The 20,552-nt window shown below is 60.7% G+C and carries 17 protein-coding genes; 12 read left to right on the plus strand and 5 right to left on the minus strand.

Going from position 1 to position 20,552, the window contains the following annotated elements; all coding sequences use genetic code 11:
• Positions 1-11: 11 nt before the first annotated feature.
• Positions 12-1,151 (plus strand): alpha-D-ribose 1-methylphosphonate 5-triphosphate diphosphatase, encoded by a 1,140-nt coding sequence (locus tag AB4Z52_RS12425; RefSeq protein WP_442218221.1) that lies wholly within the window; start codon positions 12-14, stop codon positions 1,149-1,151.
• Complete coding sequence (gene phnN, locus AB4Z52_RS12430; protein ID WP_442218222.1) at positions 1,151-1,762, plus strand: phosphonate metabolism protein/1,5-bisphosphokinase (PRPP-forming) PhnN; 612 nt, start codon at positions 1,151-1,153, stop codon at positions 1,760-1,762. The genes AB4Z52_RS12425 and phnN overlap by 1 nt, the downstream gene beginning before the upstream one ends.
• Positions 1,763-1,773: 11 nt before the next feature.
• On the opposite strand, the gene polA is transcribed toward phnN, so the two are convergent.
• Positions 1,774-4,779, minus strand: coding sequence for a DNA polymerase I (gene polA, locus AB4Z52_RS12435; protein ID WP_442218223.1), 3,006 nt, complete (start codon positions 4,777-4,779; stop codon positions 1,774-1,776).
• A 123-nt stretch (positions 4,780-4,902) separates the two neighbouring features.
• On the opposite strand from polA, the gene AB4Z52_RS12440 reads away from it, so the two are divergent.
• From AB4Z52_RS12440 to AB4Z52_RS12485, 10 genes are all read left to right on the plus strand, one after another.
• Entirely contained in the window at positions 4,903-5,277 is a 375-nt protein-coding gene (locus AB4Z52_RS12440) for a hypothetical protein (RefSeq protein WP_442218224.1), read from the plus strand.
• A gap of 379 nt (positions 5,278-5,656) precedes the next feature.
• Positions 5,657-6,073, plus strand: a complete 417-nt coding sequence (locus tag AB4Z52_RS12445) for a MarR family winged helix-turn-helix transcriptional regulator (protein ID WP_442218225.1) — start codon at positions 5,657-5,659, stop codon at positions 6,071-6,073.
• A 117-nt stretch (positions 6,074-6,190) separates the two neighbouring features.
• Complete coding sequence (locus AB4Z52_RS12450) at positions 6,191-7,579, plus strand: M20/M25/M40 family metallo-hydrolase (RefSeq protein WP_442218226.1); 1,389 nt, start codon at positions 6,191-6,193, stop codon at positions 7,577-7,579.
• Between the two features lie 190 nt (positions 7,580-7,769).
• On the plus strand, positions 7,770-8,849 hold the full coding sequence (locus tag AB4Z52_RS12455) for a LacI family DNA-binding transcriptional regulator (RefSeq protein WP_442218227.1): 1,080 nt from the start codon (positions 7,770-7,772) through the stop codon (positions 8,847-8,849).
• Positions 8,846-9,868 carry an ABC transporter substrate-binding protein gene (locus tag AB4Z52_RS12460; protein WP_442218228.1) on the plus strand — a complete coding sequence of 341 codons (1,023 nt, stop codon included), beginning with the start codon at positions 8,846-8,848 and terminating at the stop codon, positions 9,866-9,868. Before AB4Z52_RS12455 ends, AB4Z52_RS12460 begins: the two co-directional genes overlap by 4 nt.
• 49 nt (positions 9,869-9,917) lie before the next feature.
• Positions 9,918-10,748 carry an ABC transporter permease gene (locus AB4Z52_RS12465; RefSeq protein ID WP_442218229.1) on the plus strand — a complete coding sequence of 277 codons (831 nt, stop codon included), beginning with the start codon at positions 9,918-9,920 and terminating at the stop codon, positions 10,746-10,748.
• The gene (locus AB4Z52_RS12470) at positions 10,745-11,524 is read left to right on the plus strand and encodes an ABC transporter permease (RefSeq protein WP_442218230.1); all 780 of its coding nucleotides are present in this window, start codon (positions 10,745-10,747) and stop codon (positions 11,522-11,524) included. Before AB4Z52_RS12465 ends, AB4Z52_RS12470 begins: the two co-directional genes overlap by 4 nt.
• The gene (locus tag AB4Z52_RS12475) at positions 11,517-12,545 is read left to right on the plus strand and encodes an ABC transporter ATP-binding protein (protein WP_442218231.1); all 1,029 of its coding nucleotides are present in this window, start codon (positions 11,517-11,519) and stop codon (positions 12,543-12,545) included. Before AB4Z52_RS12470 ends, AB4Z52_RS12475 begins: the two co-directional genes overlap by 8 nt.
• 4 nt (positions 12,546-12,549) lie before the next feature.
• Complete coding sequence (locus tag AB4Z52_RS12480) at positions 12,550-13,473, plus strand: nucleoside hydrolase (protein ID WP_442218287.1); 924 nt, start codon at positions 12,550-12,552, stop codon at positions 13,471-13,473.
• Positions 13,470-15,257: an adenine deaminase gene (locus tag AB4Z52_RS12485; RefSeq protein WP_442218232.1), complete on the plus strand. Its 1,788-nt coding sequence runs from the start codon at positions 13,470-13,472 to the stop codon at positions 15,255-15,257. Before AB4Z52_RS12480 ends, AB4Z52_RS12485 begins: the two co-directional genes overlap by 4 nt.
• An 8-nt stretch (positions 15,258-15,265) precedes the next feature.
• On the opposite strand, the gene AB4Z52_RS12490 is transcribed toward AB4Z52_RS12485, so the two are convergent.
• From AB4Z52_RS12490 to AB4Z52_RS12505, 4 genes are all read right to left on the minus strand, one after another.
• On the minus strand, positions 15,266-16,447 hold the full coding sequence (locus AB4Z52_RS12490; protein WP_442218233.1) for a M20 aminoacylase family protein: 1,182 nt from the start codon (positions 16,445-16,447) through the stop codon (positions 15,266-15,268).
• Positions 16,448-16,607: 160 nt separating this feature from the next.
• A complete protein-coding gene (locus AB4Z52_RS12495) occupies positions 16,608-17,681 on the minus strand; it encodes an ABC transporter ATP-binding protein (RefSeq protein WP_442218234.1) in 1,074 nt (357 codons plus the stop codon).
• Positions 17,678-19,291 carry an ABC transporter permease gene (locus tag AB4Z52_RS12500; RefSeq protein ID WP_442218235.1) on the minus strand — a complete coding sequence of 538 codons (1,614 nt, stop codon included), beginning with the start codon at positions 19,289-19,291 and terminating at the stop codon, positions 17,678-17,680. Before AB4Z52_RS12500 ends, AB4Z52_RS12495 begins: the two co-directional genes overlap by 4 nt.
• Before the next feature lie 108 nt (positions 19,292-19,399).
• On the minus strand, positions 19,400-20,425 hold the full coding sequence (locus AB4Z52_RS12505) for an iron ABC transporter substrate-binding protein (RefSeq protein WP_442218236.1): 1,026 nt from the start codon (positions 20,423-20,425) through the stop codon (positions 19,400-19,402).
• Positions 20,426-20,552 lie beyond the last annotated feature (127 nt).

The following is a 20,552-nucleotide window of genomic DNA, read 5'->3' on the forward strand; positions in this document are numbered from 1 at the left end:
GACTTGCTGACATGACCAAAGAGACCGTTCTTTCGAACGCCCGCATCATCCTCGAAGACGAGATCGTTTCCGGGTCCGTATTGATGCGCGACGGCAAGATCGCCGATATTTCAGAGGGCAAGTCCACTGTCGGCGAAGATGTGGACGGCGATTACCTGCTGCCCGGCCTGGTGGAACTCCATACCGATCATTTGGAATCTCACTACTCGCCCCGACCCGGCGTGCGCTGGAACAAGACGGCGGCGATCCAGGCGCATGACGCGCAGATCGTCACCTCAGGCATTACCACCGTCTTCGATTGCCTACGCATGGGCTCGGACGAGGACGGCGGTTTTGAGCGCGGCGAGATGCGCGACATGGCGGACGCCATTCAGGCCGCGCAGCGGGAAGATCGGTTGCGCGCCGATCACCTCATTCACCTGCGCTGCGAGGTGTCGTCGGGCAACGTGCTCGAGCATTTCGAGGACTTCAAGCAGGACCCGTTCGTGCGCCTGGTCTCGCTGATGGATCACGCTCCCGGCCAGCGCCAGTTCCAGACGATGGAGCAATACATCTTCTATTACCAGAAGAAGCGCGGCCTGAGCGACGAGGTCTTTGCCCGCTTCGTCGCCAAGCGCCAGGAAGACTCCGCCAGATACGCGAGGCCGCACCGCGATGCCATTTCCAAGGTCTGCAAGGAGCGCAACATCACGATGGCGAGCCATGACGACGCGACACTCGACCATGTCGAGGAGGCCATCGCCTATGGCGTGCGGCTCGCCGAATTCCCGACCAGCGTCGATGCCGCCAAGGCATCCCATGGCGCCGGAATGAGCGTCCTCATGGGAGCTCCGAACATTGTGCGCGGCAAGTCGCACTCCGGCAACATCGCTGCCCGAGACCTTGCCGAGATGGGCGTGCTCGACGTTCTGTCGTCGGATTACGTGCCGCTCAGTCTGTTGCATGCGCCCTTCATTGTCGCCGACGAGGTTGAAAGCATCTCGCTGCCGAAGGCGATCGCCATGGTGACCGCGACGCCGGCTCGCACCGTCAGCCTCGATGATCGCGGACGCATTGCCCTGGGTCTCAGGGCCGATCTGGTGCGCGTACGCCGCGACCACGGCGTTCCCGTCACGCGGTCAGTCTGGCGCGAAGGACGGCGTGTGGCCTGATGTCTGCGGTCGATCAAAAGCCGGCTAAGAATAACGAGGCTGCGACGGGAACGATGGTTGTCGTCGTCGGCCCGAGTGGTGCCGGCAAGGACACGTTGATGGCGCTTGCGGCGAGGCATTTTGCCGGACGCATCGACGTTCATTTCGTTCGCCGCGTCATAACCCGCGATGTCGATGCCGGCGGTGAGGACCACCGAAGCGTATCGGAAAGCGATTTTGACGCCATGCAGCGAGCCGCGGGCTTTGCCGCCTGGTGGGATGCACACGGGCTGAAATACGGCATCCCGGCATCGGTCTTCGATGAACTTGCCAAGGGGCGTCTGGTCATCGCCAATGGCTCGCGCTCAGTGCTCGATCGCTTCGACGCAGTCTTTCCGCTGATGACGGTGATCAACGTCACCGCTCGGCCTGACGTGCTGGCGGAACGACTGCAAGCACGCGGGCGCGAGACCCGGGAAGATATCCTCAAAAGGCTGGCGCGGGAAACACCGGTTATGAAAGGGCGCTACGACATCATCGACATCGACAACAGCGATGCGTTGGCGGACGCCTGCCTCGCCATGGTCGAAGCCCTTGACGCGATCATGGCAAGAAGAGCCCGCCTGCTCTGAGGCCTCCGGTTTTAATGGGCTTCATCCCAATTCGTTGCCGCGCGGGCATCGACTTTCAGCGGCACCGACATGTCGACAGCCGGCATCGCGGCGTTTTCCATCGTATGGACGATAATCGGTACAGTCCGCTCGACATCGCCGTCCTCGACCTCGAAGATCAGTTCGTCGTGCACCTGAAGCAGCATGCGGACGCGTTCGCCGAGCCCGGCTTTCTGTAGCGCGGGCTCGATCTGGACCATGGCGCGCCGGATGACGTCGGCGGCCGAGCCCTGGATCGGCGCATTGATCGCGGCGCGCTCGTTAAAGGCTCTGACTGAAGGATTGGACGAACGGATTTCGGGATAATGGGCGCGACGACCGAAGATCGTCTCGACATAGCCCTTTTCTCGCGCGGACGCCTTGGTGCTTTCCATATAGTCGCGGATGCCGGGAAAGCGCTCGAAATATTTCTTGATGTAGTCGCCAGCCTCCGAGCGCTCGATGGAGAGTTGGTTTGCCAGGCCGAATGCCGAAATACCGTAAATGATGCCGAAATTGATCGCTTTGGCCCGGCGGCGCACTTCGCCGGGCATACCCTCGACCGGGACACCAAACATCTCTGATGCCGTCATGGCGTGAATATCAATGCCGTCAGAAAACGCCTGTTTCAGCTGCGGGATCTCGGCGACATGTGCCAGTACCCGCAACTCGATCTGGCTGTAGTCGGCGGAGATTAGCTTGTGGCCGGGCGTCGAGATGAAGGCCGTGCGGATCTTCCGCCCCTCCGCCGTGCGCACCGGGATGTTCTGCAAGTTCGGTTCCGAGGACGACAGGCGCCCGGTCGATGTCGACGCCATGGAATAGGACGTGTGGACGCGCTTGGTCTCCGGGTGAACGTAGGTCGGGAGAGCGTCGGTATAGGTGGACTTCAGCTTGGTGAGCTGGCGCCAGTCGACAATCTTGCGCGGCAGGTCGAAACCCGCAGCGGCAAGGTCTTCCAACACCTGCGCGGAGGTCGACCATTGGCCGGTCTTGGTCTTGCTGCCGCCGGCCAGACCCATTTTGCCAAACAGAATATCGCCAAGCTGTTTCGGCGAGCCGATGTTGAAACGTTCGCCGGCAAGCTTGTATATGTCATCTTCGAGCGCGGCCGCTCCCTGAGCCAGCTCGCCGGACAGTCGCGACAGAATCTGCCGGTCGACGGTGATGCCGCGCTCTTCCATGTTGGCCAACACCGACACCAGCGGTCGCTCCAGCCGTTCATAGACGCGCGTCAACTTGGCGGCTGCAAGCCTTGGCTTCAACACCATCCAGAGCCGCAGCGTCACGTCGGCATCCTCGGCAGCATAAGCGGTCGCCTTGTCGATATCGACAAGATCGAAGCCGATATTGGTCCGGCCGCTGCCGGCAACATCTTTGTAGGAGATGGGCTTGTGGCCGAGCCAACGCTCCGAAAGACCGTCCATGCCATGCGTGGCGTTCGCGCCGCCGTCAAGGACATAGGACATCAGCATAGTGTCATCGAAGCCTCTGACCTCCATCTTGTAGCGCTTCATCAAGAGGTAGTCGTACTTCATATTCTGCGCGACCTTGAGGATCGAATTGTCCTCAAGCAAGTCTTTCAGACGTGGCAATGCATCGCGCATGGCGATCTGGTTCTCGGCCGGTCCGCCGCCCAGGAGGTCGCCGACCCCCGTCTTGTGGCCGAGCGGCACATAGGCTGCCCTGATGACGGTTCCTGCCGGATCGCGCGTGTTGTCGGCAAGCGCCAGCGAAAACCCGACGAGCTCGGCCTGCATCGGGTCGAGCGACGTCGTCTCCGTATCGAAGGCGACGAGGCCTGTCGCGCGCGCGTCGGCAATCCAGGCGTCGAGCGTCGTGAGGTCGCGGATCGTCACATAGGTCGAATGGTCGATCGGCAAGGCGGTAAAGGCTGCTGACCGCGCTTTGACGAGCTCGCCCGGCTCAGCAGCATCTTCACTGGCATTTCTGAACTTCTTCGTATCGGGGACGGAGGTGGCCGGCCCCTCCAGGTCAGTCGGGGCGCCGGCTACCAGACCGCCGGCCTTGTCGACATCGAGATCTGGGCCGTGAGCGGCGTTGCCCCACTCGACCTTGACGTAGGCAGGTTCGATCGCGGCCGCATCGCACTCGCAGGCTTCGGCCACGCGACGCGTCAATGTGGTGAATTCCATCGTTTTCAGGAAGCCGATCAGCTTCGGCCCATCCTGTTTTTCGAGCACCAGCGCGTCCAGCGGCATATCGATCGGCACGTCGGTTCGCAGCGCCACCAGCAGGCGGGAGAGACGCGCCAGCTCGGCATTTGCAATGATGTTCTCCCGGCGCTTCTCCTGCTTGATCTCGCCGGCGCGGGCAAGAAGCGTATCGAGATCACCGAATTCCTCGATAAGCTGCGCCGCCGTCTTCGGGCCGATGCCAGGTATGCCAGGCACGTTGTCGACGCTGTCGCCGGTCATCGCCTGCAGATCGATCATCTTTTCCGGCGGGACGCCCCATTTCTCAATGACGTCCGGAATGCCGATCTGCTTGTCCTTCATGCTGTCGTACATGTGGACGGTTGATGTGACGAGCTGCATCAGATCCTTGTCGGACGAGATGATGGTCACATCGGCGCCCGTCGCTTCTGCCTGGCGCGCATAGGTGGCGATGATGTCGTCGGCCTCGAAGCCTTCGGTCTCGATGCAGGGCAGATTGAAAGCGCGCGTAGCCTCGCGGATCAGACCAAATTGCGGGATCAGCTCTTCCGGCGGGGCGGAGCGGTTCGCCTTGTAGGCGTCATAGATATCCTTGCGGAAGGTCTTTGAGGAATAGTCGAAGATGACCGCGAAATGCGTCGGCGTCACCCCGACCGAAGTATCACGTGCCGATGTCAGCAGCTTCCACAGCATGTTGCAGAAGCCGGAGACCGCGCCGACCGGCAATCCATCGGATTTGCGCGTCAGCGGCGGTAACGCATGAAAGGCTCGGAAAATGAAACCAGAGCCGTCGACAAGAAAGAGATGATCACCGTTTTTCATGGGGAAATGGATAGCGCGGCGCGAAGGAAAGGTCCATTGCGGGGTTGAATTTCGCCTGTAAAATCCTTGCAACCGGAATGTATAAATTATTGCGCCATTTCTTTTTGAGAGACAGAATTTTCAATGACAATCCACCATATTCTTGCGGCATACACGCGCGCCCTTGCCTTCACAACAGTGATTTTTGCGGTCTGCTACTGGGCCCCTGGTGACAGCGGTTCCGTCATTTTTCGAAGGGTGCTTTTGGCACCACTGTTCCTGTTGGCTATCCTCGGCCTTAGGAGCCATTTCCCGCGATTCAACGACAATACCCGCAGTGTTGGCACCCAGATCGCGTTCCAATTGCTGACTGCGTTGGCGATGTCCGTCTTCAGAGTGTCAATCGGCCCCTCCGAAGACGCTAGCGTTAACAAGTCGCTCGTCATCTTCCTTGCGTTTGCAAGGTTCATGACGATCTGGAATGTGGCATTCTTCGTCTTCGACCGCCGCTCTCGATAATAGTTCGGTCACCAAACTGTTACCAATTTGTAATTGGCGGCAGCCGCGCCTTCCCTTGAAAAACCTTATTCTCATTCTCATCTATTTGTTACCGGCGTACAAGAAACGCCGAGGGTTTGGCAGCCGGCTTGTCCCCCGCCGCTCCAGACTTGGACAAAGGCCTTATCCCCCCTCTCCGGGCCTTTGTCCCCCTTTTTGAAGCCGTCATGGTTCCTCCAGGCCATGGCGGCTTTTTCCTTTTCAGCGATCGCTTTCACCGGCAGCAAGACAGTCGCCGGGCGAATCGACAAGGGCGGTTTTTTTGGCTTAAATCGCCTGCGATTTATCGATTGTTTTTGCCGCAAAAGAGCGCATATCTACAATCATGGGATTTAATCGGATGGACTCCGCGGCCTACCTTGCCAGTCAATTGGCGAAGGGATTTTCCCGATCGTTGCATCAACGAGCGGCGGGGCTCGGTTTTTCGCCCGGCCAATTCCCGATCCTACTTGAACTTTGGTCCGAAGATGGGCTGACGCAGAAGCAATTGCTGGAGCGCGTCGACATCGAGCAGGCGACGATGGCCAATACGCTTTCCCGCATGGAACGCGACGGCCTGATCGAGCGCAAGCCGCATCCAACCGACAAGCGGGCGCAACTCGTCTTTCTGACCGAAAGGGCAATGGCGATGCAGGCAGACGCCATCAAGGCGGCGATCGCCGCGGATCAGGATCTTTTCAAGGGCTTCCGCGCTTTTGAGCGCGCACTGCTGATCGAGTATATCCGCCGGATCCTCGACAATGCCAAGCGGCTGTGAGCGAGCCGACCTTTGCGACTGGACCAGAAAATTTAAGGTGCTTTTGCCTCGAAACGAGACCGGCTTTGGTCTATCGTCCGCGCGAATCTTCAAGGCCTAGATCAGAAGGAGCAAGATATGACCGACATATCGCCCGTCCTCGACCGCGCTGACGCAAATCTCACATCGAGCCTCGACAGGCTCTTCGAGCTCCTTCGCATCAAGTCGATCTCGACGGACCCCGTATACAAGCCCGAATGCCGAAAGGCTGCCGAATGGCTGCGGGACTACCTCATATCGATCGGCTTTGACGCATCCGTGCGTGACACGGCCGGGCATCCGATGGTCGTTGGCCGTCATGACGGCGCGAGCACCGATGCGCCGCATCTGCTTTTCTACGGTCATTACGACGTCCAGCCGGTCGATCCCCTCGATCTCTGGGAAAACGATCCGTTCGAGCCTGGCATCAAGGATATCGGCCAGGGTCGGAAGGTCATCACCGGGCGGGGCACCTCCGACGACAAAGGCCAGTTGATGACCTTCGTCGAGGCATGTCGGGCCTACAAGGACATCAAAGGGGCGCTCCCCTGCAGCATCACCATTCTGTTCGAAGGTGAGGAGGAATCCGGGTCGCCGTCACTCAAGCCTTTCCTCGAGGCCAATGCGGCAGAGCTTAAGGCGGACTACGCCCTTGTATGCGACACCGGCATGCTTGACGCCGAGACGCCGGCGATCTCTGCCGGCTTGCGCGGCCTCGTCGGCGAAGAGATTATCGTTACAGCCGCCGATCGCGACCTTCATTCCGGAATGTACGGCGGAGCCGCGGCCAACCCAATCCATATCCTCTCCGACATTCTGGCAGGCCTACACGATGCCACGGGCAAGGTGACGTTGCCTGGCTTTTACGACGGCGTCGCGGAGACACCCGACGATGTCAAAGCTGCCTGGAAAAAACTCGATTCGGCCTCTGAGGCATTCCTCAAGGACGTCGGGCTTTCCATTCCTTCCGGCGAAAGAGGCCGTTCGATCCTCGAACTTACTTGGGCGCGGCCAACCGCTGAGGTAAACGGCATCACCGGTGGCTACACCGGCGAAGGATTCAAAACGGTGATTGCCTCCAAGGCTTCCGCGAAGGTGTCGTTCCGCCTCGTCGGCCGGCAGGACCCGGCGGCGGTCCGCGAAAGCTTCCGCACCTATGTCCACTCGAAAATCCCGGCCGACTGCACGGTCGAGTTCCACAAGCACGGCGGCTCGCCGGCCATCCAGCTTCCCTACGATTCGGCACTGCTGGGGAAGGCGAAGGTCGCATTGTCAGCCGAATGGCCCAAGCCCGCCGTGGTCATCGGCATGGGCGGCTCCATCCCGATCGTCGGCGATTTTCAAAAGATGCTCGGTATGGAATCGCTGCTGGTCGGCTTCGGGCTCAGTGACGACCGCATCCATTCGCCCAACGAGAAGTACGACCTGATATCGTATCACAAGGGCATCCGTTCCTGGGTGCGCATTCTCGACGCGCTTGCTGTCTGACGCTGGCCAAGATCTCATCCATACGTGGCAGATAGACCGTACGAGAAGGACGAAAATCCTCGGCTGCAAGGGAAACTTGCTTTCCGGCCCAATAAGGCACAAAGTTCGCATCAGGCCAAATTCGGATTCGACAAGCGGCCCGCGCTGATGTAACAGTTGATTAAACGATTAATCAACGCTTGTTAAAACAATGGCCACCAACCGCTCCGGACCAAATCTCAGCAGGATTGCCGCTTCACTCGGCGTCTCCGTCGCAACCGTGTCCAATGCCCTTTCCGGCAAGGGGCGAGTCTCGGCCGAGCTTGGCGAGCGCATAAGGGCAACGGCAACTGCGCTCGGCTATGTGCCGAGCCAAGCGGGCCGCGCACTTCGGACCGGGCGCAGCGGCGTTCTCGGACTGGTGTTGCCGGATATTTCCAACCCGCTTTTTCCGCAGATCGCCCAGGCAATGGAATATGCCGCATCGATCGCCGGCTATGGTGTGCTGATTGCAGATAGCCGCGGCGACGTCGCCAGGCAGACCGAGGCGATCAATAGGCTGTTGGAGCGTGGAGTGGACGGGATGATCATCGTTCCGCGCCGTGGCACGCGCATTGCGGATATCGGCTGTCCTGTCGCGGTGGTCGATACGCCGTCGACACCGGGCAACACTGTGTCCGCCGATCATTGGCAGGGCGGGCGGCAGATCGCGTCCTATCTGTGCGACCTTGGCCATCGCGACTTCCTGCTTCTTGGCAACAACCCCGCCTCCAACGTGCAGAACGACCGCATTGGCGGCATCAAGTCGGCCCTTGATCCATCCGCCCGTGTCGAGGTCCTCTGGATAGAATCCATTGAAGAACGCCACGGCACCGGATGCCTGCTTGGGCTCGCTGACAAGGCAAGGGAGGGCTTTACTGCCTTTGCCGCCATATCCGACCTTGCAGCATTGCGCGCCCTTACCGAATTGCAAAGAGCCGGGGTTACCGTGCCGGGCAGCGTCAGCGTTACCGGTTTCGACGATCTGGTGTGGTCCCCGGTCGTCACGCCGGCGCTGACGACCATGCGAATGGATATGGCGACGATTGCCAAGGTCGCAATCGCCGCCCTCGTCAATGCGATTGAAAAGAGGCCGCCGGGCGAAAGCTTCGAGGACGATCCGCTCTCTGGGATCAGCCGCATCGTCACGGCGACGGTATCGCGCGTCCCGATGCAACTGATCGTTCGTCAATCTTCCGGGCCTGCCCGGCCGACAAAAACAGACCCTTCCGATGGAGAACCCAGCGAATGAAAAAACTGCTCATCGCATCGGCAACGCTGCTTTCGCTATTGCCGGCCGCTGCTGGCGCTGTCGAGAGAACGCTGACAATCTCGGTCTACGCCTTTGCGCAAGACGACTACAAGAAGCTGGTCTACGATCCGTTCGAAGCCAAATGCGGCTGCAAGTTGGTGGTCGAGACGGGCAATAGCGTCGAGCGGCTGGCCAAGATGGAGGCAAACAAGGCCAATCCCGTCATCGACATGGCGGTGGTCTCGATGGCCGACGCGTTGCAAGCGGCGCGCGCCGGCCTGATCGACAAGATCGACACGTCGAAGCTCTCAAATTTCAACAAGCTCTATGACCTTGCCAAGGACCCGAACGGCGATGGAATGAGTGTTGGTTACACGTTTTACGCCACGTCGATCGCCTATCGATCCGACAAGATGAAGATCGAATCCTGGGCCGACTTGCTGAAGCCTGAATATGTCGGCCATGTCGCCTTTCCAAACGTTACGACGAACCAGGGGCCGCCCGCGCTCTATATGCTTGGCCAGGCATTGGGCAAGGATACGCCCGATCTGAAAGCGCCGATTACGGCGATGGGCGACCACAAGGGCGATATCGTCACCTTCTACGAAAAGTCCTCGCAGCTGGTGCAGTTGATGCAGCAGGAGGAAATCTGGGCAGCGCCCATTGGCCGCTTTTCCTGGGCCGGCTTTACCAAGCTGAACGTTCCCGTTGCCTGGGCGACGCCCAAGGAAGGCCAGACCGGCGGCATGAACGTCATGGTGATGACCAAGGGCTCGAAAAACCAGGATCTGGCGCGGGAGTTCATGGATTTCTGGCTCTCCACCGATATCCAGACAGCGCTCGGCCAGAAGCTGGTCGACAGCCCCGCCAACAAGGAGGTCAAGCTACCGCCCGAGGTCGCCAACAACCTCACCTATGGCGAGGACACCGTGAAGAGCCTCAAGCTGATCCCCTCGGCCGTGGCGCTCGATGAGCGCAACACCTGGGTCAAGGAGTGGAACGAGATCGTCAGCCAGTAAGGGCGTCGCTGCCATCCGCAAATATCCGTCGTTGGGAAGGTTGGGTTGAATGTTCCAGAACAGGACCGAAGCGCTGGCGCTCGCCATCCCGGCCGCGCTATTTGCCTCGATAGTTTTCCTGGTGCCAGTCGTCATGCTACTGGCCGAAGGATTTCGCTCTCCTGTCGGCGACTGGTCGTTTGCATCCTATAGCTCGTTCTTTTCCGAGACTTTGAACCGGACGGTCTTCCTGCGGACGCTACGGCTTGCCTTTGAAGTCACGGCGGCATCTGCTGTCATCGGCTATGCCGCAGCCTTTGCCATCGTCAACATGCCCCCAAAGGGCAAAGGCCGCATGGTCGGTCTCGTCGTGCTGCCGCTGATGATCTCGCCCGTTGCCAGAACCTACGCCTGGATCGTCATTCTCGGCCAAACCGGCATCGTCAACAAGGCACTGATCGCATTGCATCTGACCGACGGTCCTATCCGTCTGCTGTTCAGCGAAACGGCCGTCTTCATCGGGCTGCTACAGCTGTTTTTGCCGCTGATGATCCTCTCGCTGATCAGCGCACTTGAAAACCTGCCACGGGATGCGATACCGGCAGCGCGCGTGCTCGGCGCCAACTGGCTGCAAGTCTTCTGGAAGGTCGTCCTTCCGCTGACGCGTGAAGGACTGGTGATCGGCGGGACGCTTGTCTTCACCGGGTCGCTCACCGCCTATATCACCCCCGCCATTCTCGGCGGTTCCAAGGTGCTGATGCTCGAGACGCTGCTATACCAGCGCGTCACCGTTTCCAACGATTTCGTTTCCGCCAGCGTTATCGCCTTTGTCCTCATCGTCATGAGCTTCGCCGCAAACCTGGTGCTGAAGCGTCTTGCTACAGCGAGGAACAGGTCGTGAGCCGCAGCCTTTTTTCGCCGCTGATCCTTTGCCTCCTTCTGGTCTTCCTGATCGGACCCTTCGTGATCATCGTCGCTGCATCGTTCTCGGCCGGCGAGACCCTCGCCTTTCCGCCACAGGGGTTGTCACTGCGCTGGATAGTGAAGGTGTTCACCATCGACAGCTTCCGCAGCAGTTTCGCGATGTCGATGATGCTTGCAATCGGCGGCACGCTCTTCGCGTTGATCCTCGGGGTACCGGCCGCCTATGCATTGTCGCGCTACAAGCTGCCCTTTGGCGAGACGATCCGAACCATCGTCTCTGCACCGATCATCGTACCCGGCATCATCGTCGGCCTTGCGGTTCTGCGCTATCTGGTCGTCCCTTTCGCCTTCAGCATTACCGTCGCGCTGTTTTTCGCCCATACCGCGCTGGTGCTGCCCTATGCGGTGCGCGTCGTCTCAGCCAGCCTCGGCAACCTGCGCGCCGATATCGAGGAGGCCGCAGTTCTGCTCGGCTCGTCGCGCGTCGGCGCATTCTTCCGCGTCGTGCTGCCGAATATACGCGGCGGAGTGCTTGCAGCCTTTATCCTCGGCTTTGTCACCAGCTTCAACCAGGTTCCGGTGTCGCTGTTTCTGTCCGGCCCCGGTTTACAGACATTGCCGATCAACATGCTCGGCTACATGGAAACCACCTACGATCCTTCTGTCGCTGCCCTGTCCGCCCTGCTTGCCTTTCTTTCGGTGGGTATTGTCTTTGTCGCCGAACGCTTCCTAGGATTCTCCAAATATGTCTGACCCTGACTACCTCACCCTTGAAGGGCTAACGCTCGCCTATGGCGACACCGTGGCCGTCAAGGACCTCGATCTTTCGATCGGCAGGGGCGAGCTGGTTGCGTTGCTCGGGCCTTCGGGCTGCGGCAAGACCACGACAATGCGCGCGATTGCCGGGCTGCTGGCCCCAAGTTCGGGCAGGATCAATCTCGACGGAGCCGACATCACTCGCGTGGCTGCAAACAAGCGCGCCGTTGGCCTGGTCTTCCAATCCTACGCGCTTTTCCCGCACCTCACGGTCTATGAAAACGTAGCCTTCGGGCTGCGGCTGAAAGGACTGCGCGGCAGCGAACTCGATGACCGCGTCGGCCAGGGGTTGAAATCGGTGGGCCTTGCCAACCTTTCAAGCCGCAAGCCCGCCGAACTGTCCGGTGGCCAGCAGCAGCGTGTGGCTCTTGCCCGCTCGATGGTGATGGAGCCGAAGGTGCTGCTACTCGATGAGCCGCTGTCGAACCTCGATGCCCGCCTTCGGCTCGAAATGCGCACCGAGCTGCAGCGCGTTCAGAAAGAGACCGGCGTGACGATGATCTTCGTGACGCACGACCAAGTCGAGGCGCTGGCGCTAGCTGATCGGATCATTGTGATGCTGAACGGCGGCATCGAGCAAATCGGGACTCCGGAGGATATTTACAACAGGCCGATTTCTGCATTCGTCGCCGATTTCGTCGGCTTCGAAAACATGTTTGCGCTCGAGGCCGGGCAGCTGAAAACCGCAAACGGAGCGGTGACGCTTGACGAGCCACCGCCAGGCGGCGCGGTTGGCCTTGCCTGGCGACCGCGTGCGGTCACGTTGGGAACAGGGCCATTCCAAGGGACGGTGCGCGGCACATCCTTTGCCGGCAACACACGCGAATATCTGCTCGACACGAAGCTCGGCCCGATCAAGGCCGAGGTTGACGCTGCCATCGGTGCGCACTCGATCGGCAGCATGCTGGCTTTTGGCCTTCCCGTCGCATCTGCGGCGCCCTTGCAACGATACGGGTGAGATGATGGGGGTCTGGATCGACACCGACATGGGGTTCGACGATATCGCGGCCATTCTCGTAGTGGCGCATTCCGATCTTGTGATCGACGGCGTTTCACTCGTCTGCGGCAACGCGCCGCTTGCCCAGGTTCGCAGCAATGCTGCCAGCGCGGCAGCCACGTTCGGTTGGGGCTTTCCGATCCATGCGGGGCGCGAGCTGCCGGTCCTCTGCGCAGTGGAGACGGCGCAGCGCGTTCTTGGCGACAGCGGCATTCCGACGATGGGCCGCACGCTCGCCCCGGCAATAGAAATTGCTGCAAGCGATGGCTTCACGGCGCTCTGCTCCTGGCTCGAGTGTGGCCTTGGCCCACGGCGGATCCTGGCGCTCGGACCGCTGACCAATATTGCAGCCCTTGCGTTGGCCCGGCCGGATCTTGCTGGGCGCATCACAGAGCTTGTCTGGATGGGCGGCAGCGTCACGTCCGGCAACCACACCGCATCGGCCGAGTTTAACGCCTATGCAGATCCCGAGGCGCTGGCCATCGTCCTTGCGCACGGGCTCCAGCTGAGGATGGTCGACCTCGACATTTGTCGCCAGGTGCTGGCGAAGCCCGAGGATGCAAACCTCGTCCGTCAAGCGACTGGCCGCAACGCCGAATTGCTCGCCGATCTCTTTGGCGGCTATATCGATATCGGCATCAGCCGGGGGCGTGCGGCGATGGCGATCTACGACCCGACGGCCGCTGCAATCTTCGTAGCGCCAGAGATTGCCGAGTTCCGCCATGCGCGGATCGACGTCGAGCTGAAGGGACAGCATACGCGGGGGCGCACCGTCGTTGAAACACGTGCCTCGCACGCAGCGTTCAACGCGCATTATGCAGCCGAAATCGATGTCGAGAAGGCCCGCACGATTATTCTCGGCGCACTCGTGAACGAGGCGCGCCGATGAACCAGCACCTGTCTCCAGAACCCGCCGACCTCAACCTTCCAGAGTTGCGCGCCCGTGCCGTCGCTGCGGCACGAGGCGACCTGGCGTTCGACCTGTTGATTACGGGCGGCAAGATCGTCGATATGGTAACGGGTCAAATCCGCGACGCCGATATCGGCATCGTCGGGCCGCTGATCGCCAGCGTCCATGCATCGCGTTCGCGACAGGACGCAACCGAGACGCTCGACGCGACCAACGCCTTTGTTTCCCCGGGCCTGATCGACATGCATATGCATATCGAGAGCTCGATGGTCACCCCGGCAGCCTATGCAGAGGCGGTCCTGCCCCGCGGCGTGACGACAATCGTCTGGGACCCGCACGAGCTGGGGAATGTCCACGGTCTCGACGGCGTGAAATGGGCGGTCGAAGCGATCGGTTCGCTTGCCCTGCGCGTCATCCCGCTGGCGCCCTCCTGCGTGCCTTCGGCGCCTGGATTTGAACTAGGGGGCGCGGATTTCGACGCCTCTAGGATTGCAGAGATGCTATCCTGGCCCGAGATCGGCGGCATCGCCGAGGTGATGAACATGCGCGGCGTCATCGACGGCGACCCGCGCATGAGCGAGATCGTCAATGCGGGTCTTGCTTCCGGCAAACCGCTCTTTGGCCATGCACGAGGGCTTGGTGGAGCCGATCTCAACGCCTTTATGGCAGCAGGCGTCAGCTCCGATCACGAGCTGATCTCCGGCGCCGATTTTCTCGACAAACTTGGCGCCGGACTGACGATCGAACTGCGCGGATCGCACGACCATCTGCTGGCGCAATTCGTCGAGGTCATCAATACGCTCGGCCACCTGCCGCAAACGGTGACGCTTTGCACCGACGACGTGTTCCCCGACGAGCTCTACTTCGACGGTGGCCTCGATGACGTGGTTCGGCGGCTTGTGCGCTATGGGTTGAGGCCGGCATGGGCGCTGCGGGCAGCGACCCTGAATGCTGCCATGCGGCTCCAGCGTCCCGACCTCGGCCTGATCGCGGTGGGCCGTCGCGCCGACATCGCGCTTTTTGATAGCCTGCGGGGTTTTACGGCACGCAAGGTCATCGTCAATGGTCGGGTCGTTGCCAGTGAAGGTAAGGCCACTTGTTCGCTCGCCCCGCGCGATGCCACCCCGCTTGCTCACTCCGTCAAGCTTTCGCCGCTCTCCGAGGAGGATCTCCGGGTTCCCGCGACAGGCGGGCGTGTGCGCATCGCGACGATCGACCGGCCGCGCTTTACGCAGTGGGGCGAGATGGATGCAGAGGTTGAGGGCGGGTTTGTCGTGCCTCCTGCCGGGACGACAATGATTGCCGTCGTTCATCGGCATGGCAAGGCAGACAGCCGTCCACGTATCGGCTTCCTCCGGGATTGGGGCGAATGGCGCGGCGCCTTCTGCACCACCGTCTCCCATGACAGCCACAATCTTACTGTTTTCGGCAGCAACATCCGCGACATGATGCTTGCCGCCAACGCGGTGATTGCTGCCGGCGGCGGAATGGCGGTTGCCTCGAACGGCTTGATCGATGCCATCCTGCCGCTTCCCCTTTCCGGGCTGATGACCGAAAAGCCGCTTCATGACACCGCCCATGCCTTTCGAGTGCTGCGCGCGGCAATGGAGAAAATCGTCGATTGGAAGCCGCCCTATCTGGTCTTTAAGGCGTGCTTCGGAGCAACGCTTGCCTGCAATCCCGGCCCGCACCAAACCGACCGAGGCATCGCAGATGTGGTGGCGGGGAGATTGTTGGAAAGCCCGGTGATTGATAGCGCTTGATCGTTAAATCAGAGCGGCACTTCTGATTGAAGCTCCTGCTCGACGAGCGTCGTCCAGAAGGCGACGCCCGAGGCGATGGCGTCGTCATTAAAATCATAGCCAGTATTGTGATGGAGGGCGCCGTCAACCGCCGGCCCGTTGCCGAGCCATACGTAGCAGCCGGGCACTTTCTCTGCAAAGAAGGAGAAATCGTCACCGGCCGTTGAAGGCGGAAATCGCGTCAGCACTTTCTTGCCGAACACCGATCTGGCAGCCACAAGCGCCCTCGACGTCGCTTCCGGATCGTTGACAACGGGCGGGATCCGCCGTTCGAACTCGTAGTCGATCTCTATGTCGTACATGACCGCGGTACCGCGGGCGAGCCGGCCAATTTCCTGTTCCAGTTGATCTCGAACCTCTGCCGTATAGGCCCGTGCAGTGCCGCCGATCTCGACCGTATCGGGAATGACGTTCAGCGCCAGCGGGTTGCCTGCCTGCAGCGAACAGGCGCTGACGACGGCGGGCTGCATCGGGTCGATCACGCGCCCGACGATCGTCTGGACGGAGGAGAGGAAAGTCGCAGCGGCGGTTATCGGATCCTTGCCGAGATGTGGCTTGGCGCCGTGCGTGCCAGTTCCGCGAAAGACGACGCGCCAACTATCTGAGGAAGCAAGTTGCGGCCCTTCGACTACAGCCATTTCGTCAGTCGACAGCCCGGGCATATTATGCAGGCCATAGACCGCGTCACAGGGGAAGATATCGAACAGGCCATCCTCAACCATACGTCTGGCGCCGCCCCTTCCCTCTTCCGCCGGCTGAAAAATGAAATGCACCGTGCCCGAAAAGCTGCGCGTTGCGGCCAGCTGGCGAGCAGCGCCGACAAGCATGGTCGTGTGGCCATCATGACCGCATGCGTGCATTTTTCCCGGTATCGTCGATTTGTAGGGTCTGTCGGCCTTTTCCGGCATGGCAAGCGCATCCATATCGGCCCGCAGCCCGATAACCCGGGTTCCGTTGCCGACTTGAAGCGTGCCGACCACGCCGGTTTTCCCGAGGCCGTGATGGACAGCGACACCTGCTACTGACAGCAGCCTGGCAACAATATCGCTGGTGCGCGCTTCCTCGAAGCCGAGTTCGGGGTGGGCGTGCAGATCGTGGCGAAGTTCAGTCAAAAAAGGCAGGTCACTCGAGGAAAGACTGGCAATCGTCATCAATGAATAGTCCTTGTTGCGGCAACAGAATCCGTTCCGCGCCCTAAAGGCTATATCGTTTTATCCAGAAAAAATGCGGGCGATACAACTCGTTTTGCTTGGGCTAACGGACGCGTGTAAGCCGGATGTGCGGCTATCGACGCTGAGTTGCGGCCGGCTGCTAGTTGGGCGCCTTTGCGAAGACATGTGCCTTGCCCAGCACGTCGACCTGCACGGTGCTGCCGACCGCGGGAAGTGCGACACTGGAGCATTTGACGACCAGAGGCACGCCATAAAGCGCAAGCGTCACGGTGCAGACGGCACCGCCGAATTCGACATCCGTCACTTTCGCCGAGCAGGCCTGGCGCACATCGCCGTTGCCGCCGATCGCTGTCAGGCGCAGCTGCTCGGGCCGCAACATGATGTCGGCCTTGCCGCGTCTGTTGGTTGCATCCGTTTCGATCCGGCCGAGGACGCAGTCGGCAAAGCCGTCGCCAAGATCGGCAGGCATCAATATGGCATCGCCGAGAAAGCTTGCCGTCTCGCGATCGACCGGGTTCAGGTAGAGTGTCTGCGGGGTGCCGGCCTGGATCAACCGGCCGTCGCGTAGCACCGCGACCTGATCGGCAAAGGAAAGCGCCTCCGCCTGGTCGTGCGTCACCAATATGGCTGTAATGCCGGCATTCTGCAGCACGCGGGAGACGGCCTTGCGCATGTTTTCCCGAAGGCCAGTATCGAGCGCCGAGAAGGGTTCGTCGAGCAACATCAGACGGGGCTTGCGCGCGAGCGCCCGGGCAAGGGCTACCCGTTGCTGCTGACCGCCGGAAAGCTGGTGCGGCCGCCGATCGAGCATGATGCGATCGAGTTCGACCATATCGACGAGGCCATTGATCAGCTTGTCGCGATCAGGCGTACCACGCTCCATGCCGAAGCCGATATTGTCGGCAACGGTTAGGTGCGGGAAGAGCGCTCCATCTTGGGAGACAATGCCGATGCCACGCCGATGGGCCGGGACGATCGCCGGGCCATCCGCAAGCATCCTGCCTTCAAGCCAGACCTGCCCGGTATCGGGTTGCTCAAAACCGGCGACGACGCGCAGCAGCGTCGTCTTGCCCGAGCCGGAGGGACCGACAATCGCGGTGCGGCTGCCGGCAGCAATGTCAAGATCGATGCCGTCCAATGCCAGCACCGGGCCATAACGCTTGCTGATGTCTTTGATCGTCAGAAAGGGCGTGGGGATCGTCAGGAAGGTCATTGGCCGGCCGTCCGTTTGGATTGCACGTAGAGAAGTAGCGTGAGCGGCAGCGATAGCACGACCATCATGAAGGCATAGGGGGCCGCGGAGACATAATCGATCTCGCTGGTCAGCGACCAGAATTTAGTGGAGAGTGTGTCGGTTCCGTTCGGCGACAGCATCAAGGTCGCCGTCAACTCGTTGGTGATGCCGAGAGCGACCAGCGCCATGCTGGCAGCGGCACCTGGCGCGGCGAGCCTCATCGTGATCTGGCGAACGGCCTGTCCCGGAGTGCGGCCGAGCGCCATGGCGGCGCGTTCGAGCTCCACCGGTGCCTGCGCGATGCTGGAACGGAGCCCCACCATGGCGCGCGGCAGGAAAAGCAGGACGTAGGCAAGCAGCAGGGTCGCAAAGGTCTGGTAGAGCGGCAGGATCAGCTTCACGGTGATGGACACGAGCGCAAGCGCCACGACGACGCCCGGCAGCGATCCAACATAGTAGTGACAGGCTTCAAGCACGCGCTGCAGCCGACCTGGCGCCCTGACGGAAAGCCAGGCCATGGGCGCCGCTGCGATCGTCGCCAACATCCCGCCCGCAACCGCGAGCACGATCGTCTGGAAAAATGCGGATCCAACGGTCTCCATCCGCCATGTATCTGCGCCGCCTATTGCCAGCCAACGCGCCAATGTCACGAAGGGGACGCCAAGCGTCAGCACCGCAGTGACTATGGGCAGTGCGATGCAAGGGAGTGTCATTGAGCCTAGCCGTCGGCGATCCGCGGGCCTTGCCGCGCCCGAGCCGACGCGGGCATAGCGCTCGTTGCCGCGAACAAGGATCTCCAGGCCGAGCAGAAGCAGGCAACAGAGAACCAGCACGCCACCGAGCATGTTAGCGGCCGGGCTGTTATAGGCCGACTGAAACTGGTCGACGATTGCTGTCGCGAAGGTGTCGAAGCGGATCATAACGAAGAGGCCATATTCGGAGAGCAGGTGCAACCCGACCAGCAAGGAGCCGCTGCAAATGGCTAGGCGAAGTTGCGGCAGCACAGAGCGAAAGAAGACGCGCCAGGGTCCAAGGCCAAGCGAGGCGGCAGCGTCCTCGATCGCCGGATCAAGCCGGCGCAAGGCTGCGGCAACGGGCAAATAGAGGAAGGGATAATAGGCAAGCACCGAAACCAGCACGCCGCTCCAAAGCCCGCGCAACCCGGGCACGAGGCTGACCCAGGCATAGCTGTGAACGAAGGCGGGGACGGCAAGCGGCGCCACTGCGAGCCATGACCAAAGGCGGGCGCCGGGAATATCGGTTCGCTCCGTCAGCCAGGCGAGCGACACCGCGACGAGGATGCAGAGGGGAATGGTGCAGATTTCAAGAAGTGCGGTGTTGATCAGGAGGTCGGCGACACGACCTCGAAACACCAAGGCGATGACCTCGGTCCAGCCGGTCTGAATGGTAATCCAGATGATGAAGCCGAGCGGCACCAGACTCAACAGAGAAACGACGGACGCAATGGCGATCAGGGATGCATGCGGAAGCCTTGCCCGCAGCGCCGCTTGAGGTGCGCGCGCGATCGCGGCCTGGAGCGCCGAACCGGCATGTGAGTTCTTCTGCAGCAAGACGTGGCTGCCCTTCATTCCCTGAAACAGGAAGGCAACCGCCGCGGGAAGGCGATTGCCGGTTTCACCTAATCACTCGGCGACCAAAAGCCCCTAGCAGGGCAAGCGATCCCCATGCAAGGCCTTTCAGATGATGCCCGCTGCAGTCATCAGGTCAGTAACCTTCTTGCTGTTGAGCTTGGAAGGTTCGACCTTCGGTGCCTGAAGGTCTGCAAGCGGCGTCAGCTTGGGGTTCGACTGGGCACCGTTGCCAACAGCATATTCGAAGCTATCACCATCGCGCAGCACCGTCTGGCCGCCCTGGCCGGTGACCCACTTCAGAAATGCCTGGGCATCCTTTTGATGCTGGCTGGACGCAAGCACGCCGCCGCCGGAGATGCTGACGAAAGCACCCGGATCCTGGTGCTTGAAATAATGCAGGGCGACATTCTTGCTGTTTTCGCCGGTCTTCGCCTGATCACCGAACCAGTAGTAGTGGTAGATCACAGCTCCTTCGACTTCGCCCGCATTGACCGCTTTCATGGCGACGCTGTTGCCCTTGTAAGGCGTAGCATTTGCCTTCAGAGCCTTCAGCCATGCCGCTGTAGCGTCTTCGCCCTTCAGCTCGAGAAGCGCGCTGACGATCGCCTGAAAATCGGCGCCGGCCGGAGAGGCTCCCCAGCGACCCTTCCACTTCGGATCAGCGAGGTCGAGCAGCGACTTCGGCAGGTCGGATTCCTTGAGTTTCGTCTTGTCATAGGCAAAGACGGTCGAACGCGCTGCAACTCCAGTCCATTTGCCGTCGGCTGACTTGAAGGTGTCCGGAACCTGAGCCAGCGTATCGGCATTGACCGGGGCGAAGAGGCCGGAGGCGTCAACCAGAGCCATGGCCGGCGAGTTTTCCGTCAGAAAGACGTCGGCGGGTGAGGCTGCGCCTTCCTCGATAATCTGATTTGCAAACTGCATGTCGCTGCCGTTGCGGATCGTCACCTTGATGCCGGTCTCCTTGGTGAAGCCATCGGCCCAAGCCTTTGCAAGCGATTCATGCTGGGCATTGTAAACGACGATGCCATCGGCATCGGCAGCATTTACGGCAGAAGAAAAAAGCGATGTGGCAGCCAGGCCAACCGCCAGCGCCATCGCGCCGGTGAAATGGGAAATTGAAAATGTCATGGACGTCCTCTCGCTAATTATGCCCGTCTGCGACGGCGACTAGGAAGCCTATATTTAACTTGATTATTCTTTTCAAGTTTCATGGCGTTGCAAGCCATCACAAAATTTTGAGACGCACCCCCAGGCT

Source organism: Rhizobium sp. 2YAF20 (assembly GCF_052114685.1).
GTDB lineage: Bacteria > Pseudomonadota > Alphaproteobacteria > Rhizobiales > Rhizobiaceae > Rhizobium.